This is a genomic window from Micrococcus sp. Mcc89, assembly GCF_024519795.1.
In the GTDB taxonomy this organism is placed as follows: domain Bacteria; phylum Actinomycetota; class Actinomycetes; order Actinomycetales; family Micrococcaceae; genus Micrococcus; species Micrococcus luteus.
This window is the reverse complement of the sequence record NZ_JALJRI010000104.1, coordinates 1-20,247: the sequence shown is the minus strand read 5'-3', so window position 1 is coordinate 20,247 and position 20,247 is coordinate 1. Positions and strand designations below refer to the sequence as shown.

The 20,247-nt window shown below is 74.1% G+C and carries 19 protein-coding genes and 3 tRNA genes; 13 read left to right on the top strand and 9 right to left on the bottom strand.

From position 1 onward, the window contains the following. Positions 1–4 precede the first annotated feature (4 nt). The 5 genes from NR072_RS09740 to NR072_RS09720 all read left to right on the top strand — a co-directional run bounded on the left by NR072_RS09740 (position 5) and on the right by NR072_RS09720 (position 5,164). Positions 5–877, top strand: a complete 873-nt coding sequence (locus NR072_RS09740; RefSeq protein WP_036315925.1) for a thioredoxin domain-containing protein — start codon at positions 5–7, stop codon at positions 875–877. A 119-nt stretch (positions 878–996) separates the two neighbouring features. Continuing rightward, positions 997–1,073 (top strand) — tRNA-Thr (locus tag NR072_RS09735). A gap of 276 nt (positions 1,074–1,349) precedes the next feature. Further along, positions 1,350–2,801 carry a S8 family peptidase gene (locus NR072_RS09730; RefSeq protein WP_225348292.1) on the top strand — a complete coding sequence of 484 codons (1,452 nt, stop codon included), beginning with the start codon at positions 1,350–1,352 and terminating at the stop codon, positions 2,799–2,801. A 200-nt stretch (positions 2,802–3,001) separates the two neighbouring features. Next, positions 3,002–3,075: transfer RNA gene (locus tag NR072_RS09725), tRNA-Val, on the top strand. A gap of 166 nt (positions 3,076–3,241) precedes the next feature. Beyond that, complete coding sequence (locus tag NR072_RS09720) at positions 3,242–5,164, top strand: threonine/serine exporter ThrE family protein (protein WP_216886346.1); 1,923 nt, start codon at positions 3,242–3,244, stop codon at positions 5,162–5,164. Positions 5,165–5,177: 13 nt separating this feature from the next. Here NR072_RS09720 and NR072_RS09715 read toward each other — a convergent pair whose 3' ends face one another. Continuing rightward, positions 5,178–5,855 (bottom strand): uracil-DNA glycosylase, encoded by a 678-nt coding sequence (locus NR072_RS09715; RefSeq protein ID WP_216886338.1) that lies wholly within the window; start codon positions 5,853–5,855, stop codon positions 5,178–5,180. A 36-nt stretch (positions 5,856–5,891) separates the two neighbouring features. On the opposite strand from NR072_RS09715, the gene NR072_RS09710 reads away from it, so the two are divergent. From NR072_RS09710 to groL, 3 genes are all read left to right on the top strand, one after another. Further along, positions 5,892–6,236, top strand: a complete 345-nt coding sequence (locus tag NR072_RS09710; protein WP_240756375.1) for a DUF3263 domain-containing protein — start codon at positions 5,892–5,894, stop codon at positions 6,234–6,236. A 3-nt stretch (positions 6,237–6,239) separates the two neighbouring features. Next, positions 6,240–7,250, top strand: coding sequence for a LytR C-terminal domain-containing protein (locus NR072_RS09705; RefSeq protein ID WP_256837045.1), 1,011 nt, complete (start codon positions 6,240–6,242; stop codon positions 7,248–7,250). Positions 7,251–7,568: 318 nt separating this feature from the next. Further along, on the top strand, positions 7,569–9,200 hold the full coding sequence (groL, locus tag NR072_RS09700) for a chaperonin GroEL (protein WP_036382487.1): 1,632 nt from the start codon (positions 7,569–7,571) through the stop codon (positions 9,198–9,200). A gap of 110 nt (positions 9,201–9,310) precedes the next feature. On the opposite strand, the gene NR072_RS09695 is transcribed toward groL, so the two are convergent. From NR072_RS09695 to NR072_RS09675, 5 genes are all read right to left on the bottom strand, one after another. Next, on the bottom strand, positions 9,311–10,243 hold the full coding sequence (locus NR072_RS09695) for a DUF4031 domain-containing protein (RefSeq protein ID WP_256837043.1): 933 nt from the start codon (positions 10,241–10,243) through the stop codon (positions 9,311–9,313). A gap of 67 nt (positions 10,244–10,310) precedes the next feature. Continuing rightward, complete coding sequence (locus NR072_RS09690) at positions 10,311–10,601, bottom strand: WXG100 family type VII secretion target (protein ID WP_010079419.1); 291 nt, start codon at positions 10,599–10,601, stop codon at positions 10,311–10,313. 55 nt (positions 10,602–10,656) lie between these two features. Further along, complete coding sequence (locus NR072_RS09685; RefSeq protein ID WP_216886335.1) at positions 10,657–12,462, bottom strand: HAMP domain-containing sensor histidine kinase; 1,806 nt, start codon at positions 12,460–12,462, stop codon at positions 10,657–10,659. Between the two features lies 1 nt (position 12,463). Beyond that, a complete protein-coding gene (locus tag NR072_RS09680) occupies positions 12,464–13,171 on the bottom strand; it encodes a response regulator transcription factor (protein WP_063190189.1) in 708 nt (235 codons plus the stop codon). A gap of 78 nt (positions 13,172–13,249) precedes the next feature. Beyond that, the gene (locus NR072_RS09675; protein ID WP_063190203.1) at positions 13,250–13,513 is read right to left on the bottom strand and encodes a hypothetical protein; all 264 of its coding nucleotides are present in this window, start codon (positions 13,511–13,513) and stop codon (positions 13,250–13,252) included. A 211-nt stretch (positions 13,514–13,724) separates the two neighbouring features. Here NR072_RS09675 and NR072_RS09670 point away from each other — a divergent pair, with 211 nt between their 5' ends. Both NR072_RS09670 and NR072_RS09665 read left to right on the top strand, forming a co-directional pair. Then, positions 13,725–14,108 (top strand): cold-shock protein, encoded by a 384-nt coding sequence (locus NR072_RS09670; RefSeq protein ID WP_010079414.1) that lies wholly within the window; start codon positions 13,725–13,727, stop codon positions 14,106–14,108. 3 nt (positions 14,109–14,111) lie between these two features. Beyond that, a complete protein-coding gene (locus tag NR072_RS09665; RefSeq protein ID WP_145951484.1) occupies positions 14,112–14,597 on the top strand; it encodes a DUF3027 domain-containing protein in 486 nt (161 codons plus the stop codon). Positions 14,598–14,616: 19 nt separating this feature from the next. Here the strand turns inward: NR072_RS09665 and serC are convergent, their stop codons facing one another. After that, positions 14,617–15,744 carry a phosphoserine transaminase gene (gene serC, locus NR072_RS09660; RefSeq protein ID WP_145951483.1) on the bottom strand — a complete coding sequence of 376 codons (1,128 nt, stop codon included), beginning with the start codon at positions 15,742–15,744 and terminating at the stop codon, positions 14,617–14,619. Positions 15,745–15,872: 128 nt separating this feature from the next. Between serC and NR072_RS09655 the strand changes: the two genes are divergently transcribed. From NR072_RS09655 to NR072_RS09645, 3 genes are all read left to right on the top strand, one after another. Beyond that, the gene (locus NR072_RS09655) at positions 15,873–16,595 is read left to right on the top strand and encodes a metal-dependent transcriptional regulator (protein ID WP_063190192.1); all 723 of its coding nucleotides are present in this window, start codon (positions 15,873–15,875) and stop codon (positions 16,593–16,595) included. A gap of 159 nt (positions 16,596–16,754) precedes the next feature. Beyond that, a complete protein-coding gene (locus NR072_RS09650) occupies positions 16,755–17,249 on the top strand; it encodes an HNH endonuclease (protein ID WP_036382503.1) in 495 nt (164 codons plus the stop codon). Positions 17,250–17,325: 76 nt separating this feature from the next. Then, positions 17,326–19,194: an ABC transporter ATP-binding protein gene (locus NR072_RS09645; protein WP_060974277.1), complete on the top strand. Its 1,869-nt coding sequence runs from the start codon at positions 17,326–17,328 to the stop codon at positions 19,192–19,194. Positions 19,195–19,220: 26 nt separating this feature from the next. Here the strand turns inward: NR072_RS09645 and NR072_RS09640 are convergent. After that, positions 19,221–19,294, bottom strand: a tRNA-Arg gene (locus NR072_RS09640). A 43-nt stretch (positions 19,295–19,337) separates the two neighbouring features. Continuing rightward, positions 19,338–19,988, bottom strand: coding sequence for a hypothetical protein (locus tag NR072_RS09635; protein ID WP_256837037.1), 651 nt, complete (start codon positions 19,986–19,988; stop codon positions 19,338–19,340). Positions 19,989–20,247 lie beyond the last annotated feature (259 nt).

Here is a 20,247-nt window from a genome sequence, read left to right as displayed (position 1 = left end):
ACCCTTGGCCCGGAACACGTCAGGCTCGCACACCTCGGCGAAGGACGCCCGTGCGCGTGCCCGCCAGATCCAGGAGGAGCAGCGCAGGAAGGACCGCCGCCGCCGCACCGGCGTCATCTGGGGCTCGGTCCTCGCGGCGGTGCTCGTGATCGGCCTCGTCGTCGCGTTCGTGCTCAACCGCAACGGCGACGACGCCGCGGCCGCCGGCCCCATCCCCGCCGTGACGAACGAGCAGGGCGGCATCGAGTTGACCTCGGCCACGGGCCTGGCGGAGGGCGCGGGAGAACGCGAGGTCGACCCCTCGAGGATCGAGGTGCCGAAGCAGTCCGCGAGCTCCCAGCCCGAGACCCTGCCGGACACCGAGGCCCGGGCGGACGGCGAGCCGACGCGGATCGTGCTCTACGCGGACTTCAACTGCGTGCACTGCGCGGACTTCGAGACCTCCAACGCGGACCAGATCGAGCAGTGGCTCGAACAGGGCGAGGCCACGGTCGAGTACCGGATGGTGGACTACCTGAGCGCCCCGAACAACCAGAACTACTCGGCCCGCGCCGCCAACGCCGCGTACTGCGTGGCGGACCAGAAGCCCGAGGCCTACAACGGCTTCGTGGCCGCCCTGTTCGCCACCTACGACGAGCACCAGGGCAAGGGCCTGGACAACGCGGCGATCACGCAGCTCGCGCAGGAGCACGGCGCGGACATCGCCTCCTGCGTCGAGGACGGCACGTTCCGCTCCGCGGTCGAGCACACCACCCGCCAGGCGCGCGTCGCCGGCGTGGCCGGCACCCCCACCGTGTTCGTGGACGGGAAGAACTGGGCCCTCGACGGCGAGGACAAGACCTTCGCCGATTGGGCGGGCGCCAAGATCGCCGGCTGACCCGGCTGACCCGTCGCCGAGGTCCGCGGGGCGTCCCCACGCAGGGGGCGCCCCGCGCCGTCCGCCCGGGCCTTGTACGCTGGAAGGGCCGGCCGCGGCGCCCCGGGCGCCGGCCGCAGGCCTCCTTAGCTCAGCTGGCCAGAGCAGCTGCCTTGTAAACAGCAGGTCGCCGGTTCGAATCCGGCAGGGGGCTCCACCCCACCGCGGGCCCGACGGCGCCGCGCACCTCCGCCGGGAGGGCGCGGCGCCGTCGTCGTGTCCGGCGCGGGCCGACGCTGGGGCGCCGCTGTGCGCGCCCGTGGCCATCCGCCGGGCTTGGCTGGCGGATCCGCCAGAGATGCCTCGACCATCCGCCAGACTTCGACCCTGGGCCTCGTCGTGACGGAATCGTGACCTTACCGTGATCCCAGTCACCCCGGCCCGAGCCCCTCGGGCACCCGCGTCCGGTGGCCCAGAACTCCGAGGAGATCCCGTGCAGTCCTCCCCACTCCGCAGCACCCGCCGCCGCATCGGCGCCCTCGTGGCCGGCGCCGTCCTCGCCGGCGGGACCCTGACCTCGTCCCCCGCGCTCGCGGCCCCCTCCGGCGACGCCCCCGCCGCACCGGCAGCCACCCCGACCGCCGCCTCGCCCCTGGCGGCGGCGCAGGTCGAGGACCCGAACGCCGACGGCTACGACTCCTTCATCGTCACCTACAAGGAGACCGCCGCCACCGCCCACGCGAAGGGCCGAGCCAACGCCTGGGGCAAGGCCGCGAAGGAGGCCGGCGTCTCCGTGAAGGAGCTGCGTGAGACCGCGCTCGGCTCCCGCGTGGTCAAGGCGGACCGCAAGCTGGATCAGGCCGAGTCCGCGAAGTTCATGGCCGACCTGAAGGCCTCCGGGGCGGTCGAGGCTGTGGAGCCGGACGCCATCCTCACCGCCACCGGCCTGAGTCCCGTGGACGCCCTCTACTCGCAGCAGTGGGGCTTCACCGGCACCCACGGCATGCGGGTCCCCGGGGCGTGGGACCGCACGACGGGCTCCGGTGCGACCGTGGCCGTCATCGACACCGGCATCACCTCCCACCCGGACCTCGACCGCAACGTCGTGCCCGGCTACGACTTCATCTCCGACGGCAGGGCGGCGCGCGACGGCGGGGGCCGCGACTCCAACCCGCGCGACGAGGGCGACTGGTACGCCGCCGGCGAGTGCGGCACCGCCGGTGCCTCCGACTCCTCGTGGCACGGCACCCACGTGGCGGGCACCGTCGCGGCCGTGGCCGACTCCCAGGGTGTCGTCGGCGTGGCCCCGAACGCGAAGATCCAGCCCATCCGCGTGCTCGGCAAGTGCGGCGGTTCGCTGTCCGACATCGCCGACGCGGTCGTGTGGGCCGCCGGCGGCACCGTGGCGGGCGTGCCGGCCAACCCGAACCCGGCGGACGTCATCAACATGTCCCTCGGCGGCTCCGGCACGTGCGGCACCACCTACCAGAACGCGATCAACGCGGCCGTCTCCCGCGGCGTGCCCGTCGTCGTGGCGGCGGGCAACGAGAACCAGCCCGCCGCCAACGTGCGCCCGGCCAACTGCCGGAACACCATCGTGGTGGCCGCCTCCACCTCGCAGGGCGCCCGCGCCTCGTTCTCGAACTACGGCTCCGCCGTGGACGTGACCGCCCCGGGCGCGAACATCATCTCGACCGTGAACAACGGCGCCACCACCCCGACGACGGCCGGCCACGCCGCCTACAACGGCACCTCGATGGCCACCCCGCACGTCGCGGGCCTGGCCGCCCTGCTGCTGGCCGAGCGGCCGAGCCTCACCCCGGCCCAGGTCGAGTCCACCCTCAGGTCCACGGCCCGGTCCATGCCCGTGTCCTGCTCCGCGGGCTGCGGCGCCGGCCTGGCGGACGCCGCCAGGGCGGTCTCCTCCCTCGGTGGCAGCTCCTGACCGGAGCCCGCCCCGGGCGCCGGGACCTCGTTGGTCGCCCAGGGCGGTTTCGAGCCCGGCGCCACGCTGACCGACGCCTGACGTGCTCGTCGGCTCTCGATGGCCGCTCCGCCGTGCGCGGGGTGGCCGTCGCCCGGGTGGACAGGCGGCGCCGCCTGAGGTATCGTTTTTCGAGTTGTCACCCCCATGGGGCGACGCCCGGATCTTTAGCTCAGTTGGTTAGAGCGTTCGCTTCACACGCGAGAGGTCGCTGGTTCGAGTCCAGTAAGATCCACCGCAGCAGGGCCCTCCTCCGGGAGGGCCCTTTCGCATCCCCGGGCCGCGGTGCCGAAGGCCCCGGCGGGGGAGGTGTCGGCGTGGTTGGATGGACGCGTCGGCGGGGCTCGGCCCACCGCCGTCTCGCGTCCAGCGCCCGCATACGGAAGGAGAGGGTGAGCCGCATGGAGCAGGAGGGCACCCAGGAGCCGGCGCGGTTCGACCCCCACATCGCGGAGCCCCCGGCCGTCCCCACGCTCATCCCCGTGCTGCGCCCGGCCGGCGCCGAGGACGCCGCCGCTGTCGGCGACCTCGCGATCGACCCGGAGGACCCCGGCCTGCTCGACCTCGACCCGGCGGAGTCGGCCCACCCGGCCGCGGCCGCGGTCGCCGTCGAGCCGACCGAGCCGCTGCCGCCCGTGGTCCGCCCCGCCGCCGCCGATCCGGTCTCGACGCCGGCGCCGGAGCCGGAGGAATCGGCCGAGCCGGAGGCGGAGACGCTGCCGGAGCCGGCCGCGGACGCGCCCCTGACCGAGCCGCCGCTGTCCGAGCAGGTGCCCACCTCCGTCCTGGCGCCCGCGGAGGCCGACGGCGCCCTGCCCGCCCCGGATGTGATCCCCGAGCCGGACGTCACCGTCCCGGACCCGGTGGTCCCCGTGGGCCCGCCCGAGAAGCGCGGGCGTCGGCGGGGCCGGCGCTCCCGTGAGGTCTTCGTCGAGAACCTGCCGACGCAGGCGCTCGTGCTGGCCGACCGCCTGCACTCCTCGCCGTATGGGCGCCGCATGCGCTCCACGCTGCAGCAGCGCCGCGCGGAGGCGCAGGCCCTCGAGGCCCGCACCACCCTGGACTTCGCGCTCAAGCTGGGCGAGACGATGTTCAGCTTCGGGGCGGCCTCGCTGGACGTGGAGACCTCGATCATCGTGGCCACGCAGGCCTACGGGATCCTCGAGACCGAGGTGGACCTGACCAACCAGTCCATCTCCCTGAACTACGCGCCCGACTCCTCACGCGGCGAGGCCCCGTTCACCCTCCAGCGGGTGGTCCGCTCGGCCTCGGTGAACTTCGAGGGGCTCGTGGCCGTCCACCGGCTCGTCGAGGAGATCGCCGCGGGCGAGGTGGACCGGGCCGAGGCCCAGCGCCGGCTCGTGGAGATCCGGCATCAGCCCAAGCCGTTCCCCGCCGTCTTCGAGGTCCTCTTCTCCGGCGTGTTCGTGGCCTGCTTCGTGCCGTTCATCGGGGGGACCTGGACGGGCGCGGCCCTGGGCATGGTCTCCACCTGGCTGGTCTTCTGGCTCAAGGTCCAGGCGGACAAGGCGCGCTTCCCGGAGATCTTCTCCACGATGTTCGGGGCGATCACGGCCACGGTGATCGCGCTGATGGCCCACGCCCTCGACCTGCCGGTCAACCCGGCGCTGGTGATCGCCGGCGGCATCATGATGCTCCTGCCCACGGCGAGGTTCGTCACCGCGGTGCAGGACGCCATCCACGGCTTCCCGGTGACCGCCGCGGGCCGCTTCCTCTCCGCGCTGCTCGTGTTCGCCGGCGTGATGGCCGGGATCATGATCGCCGTGGGCATCGGGGATCTCCTGGGATTCGAACAGCTGGACCTGGCCGAGGCGGGGACGCTGAGCTATCCGCCGCTGCTGCTGCTGGGCCTCGTGATGGCCGCGGGCATGGCGGACGCGGTGGTGGAGCAGTCGCGGTGGCCGCAGATCCTGGCCTGCGGTCTCGTGTCCGGGGCCGGCTTCGGCGCGTACCTGGCGGCGCAGCAGATCGGGGTCAGCGACCGGCTGGTGCCCGCGGTCGCCGCGGCGGCGGTCGGGTTCCTCGGCCGCCTGGTGGCCCAGCGGCTCGCGGCCCCGGCGCTCGTGATCGTCCTGCCGTCCATGCTGTTCCTGCTTCCCGGACTCACCATGTTCCGGTCCGTCTACGGGTTCACCGTGGAGACCGGGGCCACGCTGCTGGGCGTCGAGGGACTGTTCAACGCCGCGGTCATCGTCGTGGCGATCGCGGCCGGCGTCGCCTTCGGCAACACCCTGGCCAAGCCGATCACCGACCGGATGGGCACGCTGCTGCCCACCGAGCTCGTGATGCACCAGCGCGGCTGACCGGCGGCCCGGCTCAGTCGGGCAGGCGCCAGTCCACCGGGGCCGCGCCGGCCGCCTCGAGGAGCCGGTTCACCCGGCTGAACGGCCGGGAGCCGAAGAACCCGCGGTGGGCGCTCAGGGGCGAGGGATGCGGGGACTCCACGACGCCGGCCCCCGCCGCCGTCAGCAGCGGCGCCATGCGCCGCGCGTCGGCTCCCCACAGCAGCCCCACGAGCGGGGTGCCGCGCGCGCAGAGGGCCCGCACCGCGGCCTCCGTGATCTGCTCCCAGCCGAGGGCGCGGTGGCTGCCGGGTGCGCCGGCCCGCACGCTGAGGGCGCGGTTCAGCAGCAGCACGCCCTGGTCCGTCCACGCGGAGAGGTCGCCGTGGGCGGGCGGGGTGATGCCGAGGTCGTCGTGCAGCTCCCGGTGGATGTTGGCCAGGGAGCGGGGCAGCGGCCGCACGTGGCGGTCCACCGCGAAGCTCAGGCCGATCGGATGGCCCGGCGTCGGGTAGGGGTCCTGGCCCAGCACGAGGACGCGGACGTCCGCGAACGGCTGACGGAACGCCCGCAGGATGTGCTCCGGCGCCGGCAGCACCTGCTCTCCGGCCGCCCGGCGGGCCCGCAGCCGCTCGCCGACCTGCTCGAACGCGGCGGCCTGCGGGGCGAGGGCCGCCTCCCAGCCCGGATCCAGGGGCGCGATGAACTCCATGCCCCGAGGGTAGACCGGGTGGGTACAGTGGCCGCCATGTCCCACCCCACGCCCGTCTCGCCCGATCCGGCCCCGGACGAGGGTGCCGACGCGCGGCCACGGCGGGACGAGCTGACGGACCTGGAGCGTGCGGTCCTGGACCTGGAGGCCGCCACCTGGCGGTACGGCGGGGCCAAGGACCACGCCGTCCGAGAGCGTCTGGGGCTGTCTCCGACCGCCTATTATCAGGTGTTGAACGGATTGCTGGACCGTGAGGCCGCCCTGGCCTACCGACCCCTGCTGGTCACGCGGCTGCTGCGCAAGCGCGGCACCCGCAGCCGGGCCCGGAGGGGACCCGCGGATCCGGCGCCGTCCACGCCCGCTTCCCGCCAGGAGAACTGACCCATGGCCTACCAGCCCGACCGCTTCGACGAGGTCCCCGAGTACACGGACCAGCGCGGCGCGCACCGCGAGTCCTTCGCCGCTGCCGGCGCGACCGCCGCGGGCGGGGGTCGCCGCCTGAGCCCGCTGCTCTGGGTGGCCGGCCTCGTCCTGCTCGCCGGCCTGTTCGTGGGCGTCGTGCTGCCGTGGCTCACCGGCGACCGCTCCGAGCCCGTCGCCGCCGAGGGCTCGACGACGGCCCCGGCGGTCGAGCCGTCGACGTCGACGTCGGCGTCGTCCGAGTCCTCCTCGGCGTCCTCCGCGTCGGTGTCGACTGCATCCGCGACCGAGTCCGCCACCCCGTCCGAGGACACGGCGGAGGCGTCCCGTTCCGCGGCTGCGGCCGCGGCTGAGTCCTCGCGGGTGGCGCAGGAGGCGGCCGCCGCAGAGGCCGCCGAGTCGTCCCGGGCCGCCGAGTCGTCCCGTGCCGCCGCGGAGGCGGCTGAGTCGTCCCGTGCCGCCGCCGAGGCACAGGCGGCGGAGGCCTCGCGTTCCGAAGCCGCCGCGCAGTCCGCCGAGGCGTCTCGGTCGGCGGCCGCCCAGGCGGCGGAGTCCTCGCACGCCGCCGCGTCCCGTTCGGCCGCCGAGGCGTCCCGTTCCGCCGCCGCGGCGGAGGCCTCGCGCTCGCAGGCCGCGGCCGCGTCGAGCTCCCGTGCGGCCGCACAGTCCGCGGCCGCGTCGAGCTCTCGTGCAGCCGCGCAGTCCGCGGCCGTGCGCGGCACCCACGTCACCGTGTACAACGCGACCCGCACCCAGGGCCTCGCCGCCTCCTACGCGCAGCGGCTCACGGGCGCCGGCTACACCTCGGTGGACGCGAAGAACTGGAGCGGCTACGGCATCCAGTCCTCCACCGTCCTGTACAACGGCTCGGCCAACAAGGCCGCCGCCGAGGCGGTCGGCAAGGAGCTCGGCTTCCCGGTCATGCAGACCCCGAACCTGCAGGTGAACGGTATCGCGGTGGTCGTCACCAGCTGATCCGCCCGTCGTGCGGCCGTGCCGGCCGCGCACCCTTTCCGGCCCCCGGCGGGGCGCCTTCCGAGGCGTTCTGCCGGGGGCCGTCCGCCGTCCGCGGAAGGGCGGGCCCCGCACTGCGGACCTTTTGCACTCTCCCGGTGCGAGTGCTCATAATGGGGTTAGCACTCCGAAGGCGCGACTGCCAGCCGTACCCCGGTCGGCCCGGCGCCGTGGAGGAGGACCTGTCCACCGGTGAGGCCCCCAGGGGCCGTCCGTCGCGGGCATCGGCGCGGGTCAGCCACCAGCAGTAGGAAGCCGACGTCCAGAAAGGACCTGCACATGGCCAAGACCATCGCATTCGACGAAGAGGCCCGCCGCGGCCTGGAGAAGGGTCTGAACACCCTGGCCGACGCCGTGAAGGTGACCCTCGGCCCCCGCGGCCGCAACGTGGTGCTGGAGAAGAAGTGGGGCGCCCCCACCATCACCAACGACGGCGTCTCCATCGCCAAGGAGATCGAGCTCGAGGACCCGTACGAGAAGATCGGCGCGGAGCTCGTCAAGGAGGTCGCCAAGAAGACCGACGACGTCGCCGGCGACGGCACCACCACCGCCACCGTGCTGGCCCAGGCGCTGGTCCGCGAGGGCCTGCGCAACGTGGCCGCGGGCGCCGACCCGCTGTCCCTGAAGCGCGGCATCGAGAAGGCCGTGGAGGCCGTCACCTCCGAGCTGCTCTCCGCCTCCCGCGAGATCGAGACCAAGGACCAGATCGCCGCCACCGCCTCGATCTCCGCCGCGGACAAGCAGATCGGCTCCCTCATCGCCGAGGCCCTGGACAAGGTCGGCAAGGAGGGCGTCATCACCGTCGAGGAGTCCAACACCTTCGGCCTCGAGCTCGAGCTCACCGAGGGCATGCGCTTCGACAAGGGCTACATCTCCGGCTACTTCGTGACCGACGCGGACCGCCAGGAGGCCGTCCTCGAGGATCCCTACATCCTCATCGTCAACTCGAAGATCTCCTCCGTGAAGGACATGGTGGCGATCCTCGAGAAGGTCATGCAGTCGGGCAAGCCGCTGCTGATCATCGCCGAGGACGTCGAGGGCGAGGCCCTGGCCACCCTCGTGGTCAACAAGATCCGCGGCACCTTCAAGTCCGTGGCCGTGAAGGCCCCGGGCTTCGGCGACCGCCGCAAGGCCATGCTCGCCGACATCGCCATCCTCACCGGCGGCCAGGTCATCTCCTCCGAGGTGGGCCTGTCCCTGGAGAACGCGACCCTCGACCTGCTGGGCACCGCCCGCAAGGTGGTCATCACCAAGGACGAGACCACCATCGTGGAGGGCGCCGGCGACGCCGAGCAGATCGCCGGCCGCGTGGCCCAGATCCGCTCCGAGATCGAGAACACCGACTCGGACTACGACCGCGAGAAGCTGCAGGAGCGCCTCGCCAAGCTGGCCGGCGGCGTGGCCGTCATCAAGGCCGGCGCGGCCACCGAGGTGGAGCTCAAGGAGCGCAAGCACCGCATCGAGGACGCCGTGCGCAACGCCAAGGCCGCGGTGGAGGAGGGCATCGTCGCCGGCGGCGGCGTGGCCCTGATCCAGGCCGGCGCCAAGGCGTTCGGCGGCCTGCAGCTCGAGGGCGACGAGGCCACCGGCGCGAACATCGTCAAGGTCGCCATCGAGGCCCCGCTGAAGCAGATCGCCTTCAACGCCGGCCTGGAGCCCGGCGTCGTGGCGGACAAGGTCAAGACCCTCGACGACGGCCACGGCCTGAACGCCGCCACCGGCGAGTACGAGGACCTGCTGGCCGCCGGCATCAACGACCCGGTGAAGGTGACCCGCTCGGCCCTGCAGAACGCCGCGTCCATCGCGGGCCTGTTCCTGACCACCGAGGCCGTCGTCGCGGACAAGCCCGAGAAGGCCGCCGCCGGCGCCGAGGGCATGGACCCGATGGGCGGCATGGGCGGCATGATGTGATCAGCCGCTGAGCCGGCCCGACCCGTTCGGACGCCCAGCCTGCGAGGCCCGTCTCCCCGTCCGGGGAGGCGGGCCTCGCCGCGTTCCGGGCCAGCACCGAGGCGCCCCGCTCAGGCCGACAGCGCGGCTCGTTCCGCCGCCAGATTGCGGCGGGCCGCGGCCTCCCAGCGTGCTCGGCCGGGCGCGGTCCGATACAGCCGCTCGGCGTCCAGCAGGGCGTCCAGCACCGCGCCGCGACCGCGGGCCCAGTCCGCGTCGGACACGTGCGCGTAGTCCCGCCGCACCGCGGCCACGTAGCGGGCGTAGGCCTCGGGGGAGCGGCCGAGGACCTCGAGGTCCGCGTCCGAGAGCACCGCCCCGGCCGCGTCGTGCGGGGCGGGGTCGTGGGCGGCGGTGAGCAACACGAGGCGTGCCACCTCGTCGACGACGTCGGCCGGCACCGCCAGCCGCGGGTCGGTGAGCACGTCCCGGGCCAGGGCGGCCGAGTCCGCCTCGTCCTGGCCGGCGGGCGCGGCGGGGTCCCCGACGTAGACGGCGTCGTGGAACCACGCGGCCAGGCGGACCGCACGCGGATCCGACCCGGCCTTCGCCCCCGCCCGCTCGAGCAGGTCCACGGACTCGAGCACCGCGAGCAGGTGGGCCGGGTCGTGGTAGTGCCGATGCGGCTCCGCCCAGCGGGCCAGCAGGCCGCGTCCCGCCGTCGTCACCGCGTCCGGGCTCGCCGCCGTGCCCTCGAACAGCCGCGCCCAGCGCCGGGCGAGGACGACGTCCCGCTTCTCGGCGCGGCTGCGGGCGGGCACGCGCAGCCCCGAGGCGGCGAGGCGGCGCACCAGCTCCCGTCCGGAGACGGGCACCGCCCCGCGGGCCACGAGCTCGGCACGTCGGTGCGCGGGCACGTCGTAGTGGTCTCGGTCGAAGGCCCGCTCCGAGAGCCCCGCCGCCCGCGCGAACGCGTGGAGCTCCTCGAGGGAGGCGTCGGAGACGAGGTGGGAGAACACGGTGCCGTGGGCGGGCCACGCGGGCGGGTCGATCAGGACGGTCATGCCTCCACTCTAGGAAGCAGGGACCGGGGTGTGGCCGGCCGGCCGCACCCCGGTCCGTTCCGGACGCTCAGAACCGGAACATCGCGGCGTTGGCGGTCTCCGCGTCCTGGTACTGGGTGGCGGCGGCGTCCATCGCGCGGCGGATGCCCGCCAGGGACTCCTCCACGCGCTGCTGGGTGGCGCGCCACTCGGTGAGCACGCCCTGGAAGTTCGCGGCCGCCTGGCCGCGCCAGGTGTCCTGCAGCTGGCGCAGGTTGGCCTCCATGGTGCTCACCTCCGCCTGGAGGCGGCCGATGGAGCCCTCCACCGCCCCGCTCTTGGCCCGCAGGTCCTCGACGTCGATCTGCACGATGCTCATGTGACTGTCCCCTCTGATGAGTGCTGATGGGCGGCGGGCGCCGCCGGGCACCACGCTAGGGACGGGCGTCCCGCTCCGCCGCCGGGTCGTCCTCGCCTGGGGACGGGGCGTCGGCCTGATGCGCCTGTGCAGGAGCAGACGCCCGACGGCGGCGCTCGGCCGAGGCGCGACGGAACCGCTCCGCCGCGCGCAGCAGGCGGCTGCTCCGGGCGGCGTCCGTGGCGCTGGCGCCGGCGCCCGACGGCGCGGTCAGGGCGAGGGGGCCGGTGGGCGGACCGGCCGCGTCGTCGTCGGTGTCCCGTGCGGGCGGGCGCTCGTCCTCGACGTCCTCGTCCGCCTCGTCCTCGAACGGTGCCCACGGCAGGTGGACGGAGAAGGTGGCGCCGCCGCCCTCGGTCTCCAGCAGCCGGACGGAGCCGCCGTGCTGGGCCACGATCGCCGCGACGATGGCCAGGCCGAGCCCCGTGCCGCCCGTCTCGCGGTGCCGGGAGGTGTCCGCGCGGTAGAACCGCTCGAAGATGCGGGCGCGGTCCTCCTCGGACACGCCCGGCCCGTGGTCACGGATCTCGATCACGGAGCTGCGGCCCGCGCCGTCCGCCCCGGCCTGGCCGCCGAGGTGGTCGACGGTGCCGACCGCGATCTCGATGGGGGTGCCGGCGGGGGTGTAGCGCAGGGCGTTGGCCATGAGGTTCACCACCACCTGGCGCATCCGGTTCTCGTCGCCGAGGATGGGCGCCGGGGCCGCCCGGTCGCCGTCGGGGCCCACGAGGGTGACCTTGCGGTCCGGGGCGTTCACGGAGGCGTCCATCATGGAGTCCATCGCGAGGATGAGCAGGTCCACCGGGGCGTGCTCGAGGGGGCGCTGCTCGTCGAGGCGGGCCAGGGTGAGCAGGTCCTCCACGAGGCGGGTCATGCGGGTGGCCTCGGACTCGATGCGCTGCATGGCGGCGGCGACGTCCTCCTCCTCGCGCAGCCCGCCGTGCCGGTACAGCTCGGAGAATCCGCGGATGGTGACCAGGGGGGTGCGCAGCTCGTGGGAGGCGTCCTGCACGAAGCGGCGCATCTTGTCCTCGGAGATCTCCTTGTCCCGGAACGCGGACTCGATGTGCGCGAGCATGGCATTGAGGGAGCGGGAGAGCCGGCCCACCTCGGTGTCGGGCGCCGCGCTCTCCACGCGCTGGCTCAGGTCGCCGGCGGCGATCTTGGCGGCGGTGCGCTCCACGCGGTTCAGGGTGCGGAACGCTCGCTGGACCGCCAGGTTGGCCACGATCACGGTGCCCGCCGTCGCGAGCAGGCCGATGGTCACGACGATCGAGGTGACGCGCTCGACGGAGGAGGTCACGCTCTGTAGGGGCAGGGCCACGGCCATGGTGCCGTCGCCGCTGCTGAGCCCGTACAGCTGCACGCGCCAGCCGCTCGAGTCCGGCTGTGTGCCGGGCACCTCGAAGGAGGCGGAGCCGCGCTCAAGGGCCTCGGCCGGGGTGATGTCCGGCAGGGCCGGCTCGTCCGCGTCCGGCATCACCGGGGTCTGGACGACCCGCGCGCCCTCGTTGTCCCACACGACGCCGTAGAAGCGCAGGATGGGCAGCTGCGGCATGTAGTACTCGCCGGTCTGGGCGACGTTGGCCAGGTACATCGAGACGGTGTCCCGGTTGGCGGCCATGTCCTCGTCCAGCTGGCGCACCGCCTCCTGGCGGAACAGCGCCGCGGTCGCCAGGGCGGTCACGGCGACCAGGGCCAGCATGAGCGCCGCGATCATCACGACCAGCTTGGTGCGCAGGGACTGCCCCTGCCACGCGCCCCTCAGCCAGGCGCGCGGATGGCGGACGTGGGCCGCCGCGGCGTCGAGCCGCGCACGCACGTCAGCGCTTGTCCGCGGTGCGGAGCATGTAGCCGACGCCGCGCTTGGTGTGGATCATCTTCTCGCGGCCGCCGACGTCGATCTTGCGGCGCAGGTAGGAGATGTAGGACTCGACGATCGAGGCGTCCCCGTTGAAGTCGTACTCCCACACGTGGTCCAGGATCTGGGCCTTCGAGAGCACCCGGTTCGGGTTCATCATGAGGTAGCGCAGCAGCTTGAACTCGGTGGGGGAGAGGTCCACGACCTCGCCGCCGCGGCGGACCTCGTGCGCGTCGTCGTCGAGCTCGAGGTCGTCCACGCGCAGCACCGCCGCGTCGTCGTCGAGGGAGGCGGTGCGGCGCAGCACGGCGCGGATGCGGGCGACCACCTCGTCGAGGGAGAACGGCTTGGTCACGTAGTCGTCGCCGCCGACCGTCAGGCCGGTGATCTTGTCCTCGGTGCCGTCCCGCGCGGTGAGGAACACGACGGGGAAGTGACGGCCGGCGGAGCGCAGGCGGCGGGTCACGGTGAAGCCGTCCATGTCCGGGAGCATCACGTCCAGCACGGCCAGGTCCGGCTGGAACTCCTCGGCGGCGTCCAGGGCCTCCCGGCCGTTGGCCGCGGCCGTGACCTCGAAGCCGGCGTAGCGCAGGGATGTGGAGAGCAGCTCGCGGATGTTGGGCTCGTCGTCCACCACCAGGAGGCGTGCTTCGGGGTTCTGAGGCTGCATGGGACCCAGTCAACCGCTCCGACCTGGGAACACCCTGAAAGGGCGCTGGATGTCGCGGGGCGTCTTGGGCTCGGCGCCTCAGCGGCGCGAGCGCCGGACGGCGCCCAGCACGACGTGCAGCAGCATCAGGCCGAAGCCGACGGGCAGGCCGAACAGCGCGAGCGCGAACAGCGCCGGGGACGCCGGCCACGCCAGGAAGTACGCGACCAGCAGGGCCACCAGGGCCAGAGCGGACACCGCCGTCACGGCCACGCCCAGCACCAGGACGACGCCACGACCGCCCCGGTGATCGGCGGGGTCGGCGGCGGGCGCGGAGGCGGGGAGGGTGGAGGTCCGAGGCATGCCTGCCACTCTAGTCGGGCTATCCTGGGAGGTCATTGACGACCACGTCCTCCGCCGTCCCCTCCGGGCGCACGGCCAGGCTGGTCCCACCGATGCCGCGGCGCACCGCCACGCCGGTGCCGGACCCCGCCGACCCGAGACGAGAGCACGGCCGCCCCTGCGGCGCCGGCCCGACGCGGTGGACCCACATGACGAGGAGCAGGTGACGCACATGCCCACCGGACGCATCAAGTTCTACGACTCGACCAAGGGCTTCGGGTTCGCCCAGACGGACGAGGGTGAGGAGGTCCACGTGCCCGCCTCGGCCCTGCCGGCCGGGGTGACCGAGCTGCGCGGAGGCACCCGCGTGGAGTTCGGCGTGGCCGAGGGCCGCCGCGGCAAGCAGGCGCTCTCGCTGCGCGTGCTCGACGCCGCACCCTCGGTGGTCCGCAACCACCGACCCGGCGCCACCGAGATGGCCGTCCTCATGGAGGACCTCATCACGTGGCTGGACCAGGCCTCCAACGGCCTGCGCCGCGGCCGCTACCCCCAGCGCGCCCAGGCGCAGAAGATGGCGCAGGTGCTGCGCCGTGTCGCCGACGACCTGGAGGCCTGAGCCATGACCACCCACGACGACGCCCCGCGCGTCGACCACCGGAGCCCCGACGCCGAGCCCGCGCCCGCCGAGGAGAGGACGGCCGCGCCGCCCGCGCGTCGCCGGGCCCCGCGCCGCGACGAGCTGCTCGCCGCCGCCGTGGACGCCGCCCGCGCGGGGCTGGCCGGGCTGGCCGCCCCGGACGAGGTGGGGGAGCACGTGGACGTGCTCGTGGACGACGACCGGCTCCTGACGCACCGCTTCGCGTGCCGCATGCCCGGCTACGCGGGCTGGCTCTGGTACGTGACGATCGCCCGGGCCCCACGCGCTAAGCAGGTCACCGTGTGCGAGACGGGCCTCATGGCGGGGGAGGGTGCGCTCGTGGCGCCCCCGTGGGTGCCGTACGCCGAGCGGGTGAACGAGGAGGAGCGCGAGCGGCTCAAGGCCGTGGCCGAGGGCCGCGTGCCCGGCTCCCCGGCCCCCGAGCCTGCGGCGGCCGACCGCGGCTGAGACGGCGCACCCCGGCTGCTCAGGCCAGGCGCTCGACCACGTGGTCGATGCAGCGCAGCAGCGCCGCGACGTCCTCGGGCTCGGTCGCGGCGAAGGTCGCGATCCGCAGCTGGTTCCGGCCGAGCTTGCGGTAGGGCTCCACGTCCACCACGCCGTTCGCGCGCAGGGCCTGGGCGACCGCCGCCGCGTCGACGTCGTCGGAGAAGTCGACGGTGCAGACCACGGCGGAGCGGTCCTCGGACCGGGCCACAAAGGGCGTGGCGAACGACGACGCCTCGGCCCACGCGTACACGCGCGAGGAGGAGTCGGCGGTGCGGGCGGTCATCGCGTCCAGCCCGCCCTGACCGTTCATCCAGCGCAGCTGCGCGTCCAGCATGACGAGCGTGGCCAGCGCGGGCGTGTTGTAGGTCTGGTCCTTGAGGGAGTTCTCCACGGCCGTGGCCAGGTCCAGGAACGCCGGGATCCAGCGGCCGGACTCCTTGATCTCCGCGACCCGCGCCAGGGCCCGCGGGGAGAACAGCGCGAGCCACAGACCGCCGTCGGACGCGAAGTTCTTCTGCGGCGCGAAGTAGTACACGTCCGCCTCGGACACGTCCACCGGCAGGCCGCCCGCGGCCGAGGTGGCGTCGACGACGACCAGCGCGTCCTCGTCGATGCCCGCGGGGCGGACGACGGGCGCCATCACGCCGGTGGAGGTCTCGTTGTGCGGCCACGCGTACACGTCGACCCCGGCCACGGCCTCCGGCTCGGGGCGGGTGCCCGGCTCGGAGGTGCGGATGTCCGACGACGCCAGGAACGGCGCCTGGTCGGTGGCCTTGGCGAACTTCGAGCCGAACTCGCCGAAGCTCAGATGCTGGGCGCGCTCGCGGACCAGGCTGAAGGCGGCCGCGTCCCAGAACGCGGTGGAGCCGCCGACGCCGAGGATCACCTCGTAGCCCTCCGGCGCCGAGAACAGCTCGGCGACGCCCGACCGGACGCTCGCCACCAGGTCCTTGACCGGCTTCTGACGGTGCGACGTGCCGAGCAGCCCGGCTGCGTCCTGGAGCGCGCTCAGCTGCTCGGGGCGGACCTTGGAGGGACCGGCGCCGAAGCGGCCGTCGGCCGGCAGCAGGTCCTGGGGGATGGTGATCTCGGCGGGGGAGGTCATGCGTGCTCCTGACGCTTCGGGGTCGCGGGTCGCGCCCATTCTCCCGCGCCCGGGACCACCGGCCGTCCACGTGACTCACGCCTCGCTAGGATGTCCGGGACGAAGAGCCCGAGGGAAGAGGACGTGCCATGACGGATCTGATCGACACCACCGAGATGTACCTGCGCACGATCCTCGAGCTCGAGGAGGAGGGCATCCCCCCGCTGCGCGCCCGCATCGCCGAGCGTCTGGAGCACTCCGGCCCCACCGTCTCCCAGACCGTGGCCCGCATGGAGCGGGACGGGCTGGTGCACGTGGGCGCGGACCGTCGGCTGGAGCTGACCGTGGCGGGCCGCGAGCGGGCCGTGTCCGTGCTGCGCAAGCACCGCCTGGCCGAGCGCCTGCTCGCGGACGTGATCGGCCTCGAGTGGGAGCTCGTCCACGAGGAGGCCTGCCGCTGGGAGCACGTGATGAGCGACCAGGTGGAGCGCCGCCTGCTCACGCTGCTGGAGAACCCCACCGAGACCCCCTACGGCACCCCGATCCCGCCCCGGCCCGAGCAGGCCTCCGCCGAGGACTGGAGCCGCGACATGGGCCTGGCGGGCGCCCGGCTCTCCGAGGAGGCCGCCACCGCCGGCCGGTTCCGCGTCCGCGGGCTGGCCGAGGGCGTGCAGACCGACCCCGAGCTGCTGGCCCAGCTGGCCGGCGCCGGCGTGACCCCCGGCCGCGTGGTGCGTGCCGAGGCCGCCCGCGACGCCGGGTACATCCGGGTCGAGGGCGAGGCGGAGGACGGCGCGGCCGCGGACGGCGGGGCCCTCGAGCTGGCCGAGGCCACGGCCGCGCACGTGTGGGTCGAGCGTCTCGACGGCTGAGGCGCGGCGCGCCGTCGTCGTGCGTGACGGGGGCGTGATGGCCCGGTGACGGGCCGGTGAACCTCTTCCGCCGCCGCAGGCGACACGCGGCGCGCCGATGCACCCGCGTCTAGCGTGGAGACACGACGCCCCTGTGTCCCCACGCTTCCGAGGCCCCCGATGCGCACACTCGTCCTCAACGCCGGCTACGAACCCCTCTCGGTCGTCTCCGACCGCCGGGCGCTGCTGCTCGTGGCCACCGGCAAGGCGAGCGTGCTCGAGGACGCCGGTGACCCGATGCGCAGCCCCACCCGCGCGTGGGGCCGGCCCCTCGTGATCCTGCTGCACCAGTACATCCGGGTGCCCCACACGGACGCGGCCCCGGTCTCCCGCAAGGGCGTGCTGCGCCGGGACGGACACCGATGCGCCTACTGCGGCGCCCACGCCACCACCGTGGACCACGTGCGGCCGCGCTCGCGGGGCGGCGAGAACACGTGGGAGAACCTCGTGGCCTGCTGCCTGCGCTGCAACGGGGCGAAGGCGGACCGCTCGCTCGAGGCCCTGGGCTGGCGGCTGCGGGTGGAGCCGGTGCGCCCGCGCGGGGCCCAGTGGCGGATCCGCGAGCTGGAGCGGCCCGCCGAAGCGTGGCGGGACTACCTGCGCCTGGCGGCCTGACGCCGGAAGCGGAATCGCGCCCGCCCGTGCCCGGCGGTTCCTAGACTCTCGAACGGTCGAGAGAGCGGAGGGGCCCATGAGCATGGAGTCGGCGGCACGGATGTCCATGATGCGGATGACCCGCGGGCAGTCCGACGCCCAGCAGAGCCTCGCCCGCGGCACGGTGCGCCGGACCATCGCGTTCGCGGGCCGGTACCGCACCCGCCTGATCGTGTTCGTCGCGGCGTCCATCGTGGGCGCGGTGCTCGGCGTGGCCTCGCCCGTGCTGGCCGGCGACGTCGTCAACGCGATCACCGGCGGCGCGGACCGCGGGCTCGTGGTGCGGCTGGCCCTGCTGATCGCCCTCGTGGCGGTGCTCGACGCGGCGCTGTCCGTGTTCACCAAGTGGCTCTCCGCCGGGCTGGGGGAACAGGTCATCTACGACCTGCGCACCGCCGTGTTCGACCACGTGCAGCGCATGCCGGTGGCGTTCTTCCAGCGCACCCGCACCGGCGCGCTCGTCTCGCGCCTGAACAACGACGTGATCGGGGCGCAGTCGGCGATCTCGCGGACGCTCTCCGGCGTCGTCGCGAACGTGGTGTCCGTCGCGCTGACCCTGGGCGTGATGGTGGCCACCAGCTGGCAGGTCACCGTCCTGTCCCTCGTGATGCTGCCGCTGTTCCTGCTGCCGGCCCGGGCGGTCGGCTCGAAGCTGGCGGGCCTGTCCCGCGAGCGGGCCGGGCACAACGCGGCCATGGGCGACCAGATGACCGAGCGGTTCTCCGCTCCCGGCGCCACACTCATCAAGCTCTTCGGCCGCCCCGCCGCCGAGTCCGCCGAGTTCGCCCGCCGCGCGGACCGCGTGCGCGCCACCGGCGTGGACATCTCCGTGCGCCAGGCCGTCTTCACCACGCTGCTCACCCTGGTCTCCGCGCTCGCGCTCGCGGCCGTGTACGGCGTGGGCGGGCTCCAGGCGATCGCGGGCACCCTCGACGCCGGCGACGTCGTCACCCTCGCCCTGCTGCTGACCCGCCTGTACGCCCCCCTGACCGCGCTGGCGAACGCCCGCGTGGAGATCATGAGCGCGCTCGTGAGCTTCGAGCGCGTGTTCGAGGTCCTGGACCTGGAGCCGCTCATCACGGAGCCCGCGCGGCCCGCGGCCCTGCCGGAGGGGCCCCTGTCCGTGCGGCTGCGGGACGTGCGCTTCGCCTACCCCACCGCGGAGCAGGTGTCCCTGGCCTCCCTCGAGGAGGTCGCCGTGCTGGACACGCGCGGCGGCGAGGAGGTGCTGCACGGGATCGACGTGGCCGTGCCCGCCGGGGCCACCGTGGCCCTCGTGGGCTCTTCGGGTGCGGGCAAGTCCACCATCGCCTCGCTCGTCACGCGCCTGCACGACGTCACCTCCGGCGCCGTCGAGATCGGCGACGTGGACGTGCGGGACCTCGCGTTCGCGGACCTGCAGCGGGCCGTGGGCATGGTGACCCAGGACGGCCACCTCTTCCACGAGACCGTGCGCGCCAACCTGACGCTGGCCCGCCCCGACGCGACGGACGAGCAGCTGTGGGACGCCGTCGAGCGGGCCCGCCTGCGCCCCGTGGTCGAGGCGCTGCCGGACGGGCTGGATACCGTGGTCGGCGAGCGCGGCTACCGCCTCTCCGGCGGCGAGCGGCAGCGCATGACGATCGCGCGGCTGCTGCTGGCGGCCCCGCGCGTCGTGGTGCTGGACGAGGCGACGGCGGCGCTGGACTCCACCAACGAGCGCGCCATCCAGGAGGCGCTGGGGGAGGCGCTGGCCGGGCGGACCGCGATCGTGATCGCGCACCGGCTCTCCACCGTGCGCAGTGCGGACGAGATCCTCGTGGTCGAGGCCGGGCGGATCGTGGAGCGCGGCACGCACGCCGCGCTGCTCGCGGCGGGCGGGCGGTATGCGGAGCTCTACACCACGCAGTTCGCGGACGCGGAATGAGGCGGCGGCCGGACCGGCCACCCGGGTGCCCCAGGCCGGAATCGAACCGACGGCCTACCCTTTAGGAGAGGGTCGCTCTATCCAACTGAGCTACTGGGGCGCGGACCGCGCGTCGGTCCGGTGAGCGAGTCTAGCCGAGCCCCTCAGGCCTCCCGCGCGGCGGGACCACGACGACGGCGCCGCCCGGCCCACAGCATCACGGCCACCGCCAGCGCGAGCAGCGCGAGCAGGACCCAGCGGGTCAGCGTCAGGGCGGCCGCCAGGCCGGCGCCCGGCCCGCCGGCGGCGATGGCCTGCTCGATCGCGATGTTCTCGCAGATGTCCACGACCGCGAACAGCACGCCCAGCCCGAAGACGACCCACTTGGCGCCGACGGGACGCAGGCGCCACGCGCCGACCGCGGTGACCGTCAGCGCCACGGCGATCGGGAAGATCACGCCGGCCGTCTTGTGCACCCAGTTCAGCTGGCCGCGGGCGTCCTCGTCCATGACCGCGGAGAGCGCACGGATGTGGTCCTGCCCGTAGAACAGCAGGGAGTCCGGCATCGCCAGGCCGCCGCTGAGCTGGGTCATCTGCTGCAGCACCAGCAGATGGAGGTACGCGCCCACGAGCAGGGTGGTCACGATCAGCGCGCTGACCGGGATCGCGGGGCTGCCCTCGCGCTCAGCGGCCGTGGCGAGGTCCTCACGGACGTTGACGTCCCGCAGCGTGGGGCGGGAGCGCGGGGACTCGGCGACCGGGCGCGCGGCGGGCCGCGACGGGCGCGGACGGGACTTGCGGGACTTCTGGGACACGGGGCACCTCCGCGGTCCATCCTCCCAGACCGGCCGAGCCGGTCCGGCCCCGCGCCGCCCAGCTCACTTTCGAACGTGAAATCGGGGTCATGGGGACTTTCGAACGCGAGATAGGCCCCGCATCACGTTCGAAAGTGCGGACGGGCGGGGTGGGGTGGGGATGTCGACGGCGGCCCCGCTGTCGCGTCCGGGGCCACGCCTAGATGTAAGAGGTCATGACGTTGTTGACTCGGGCCGGTGCCAACGAGGCCGGCGGGGC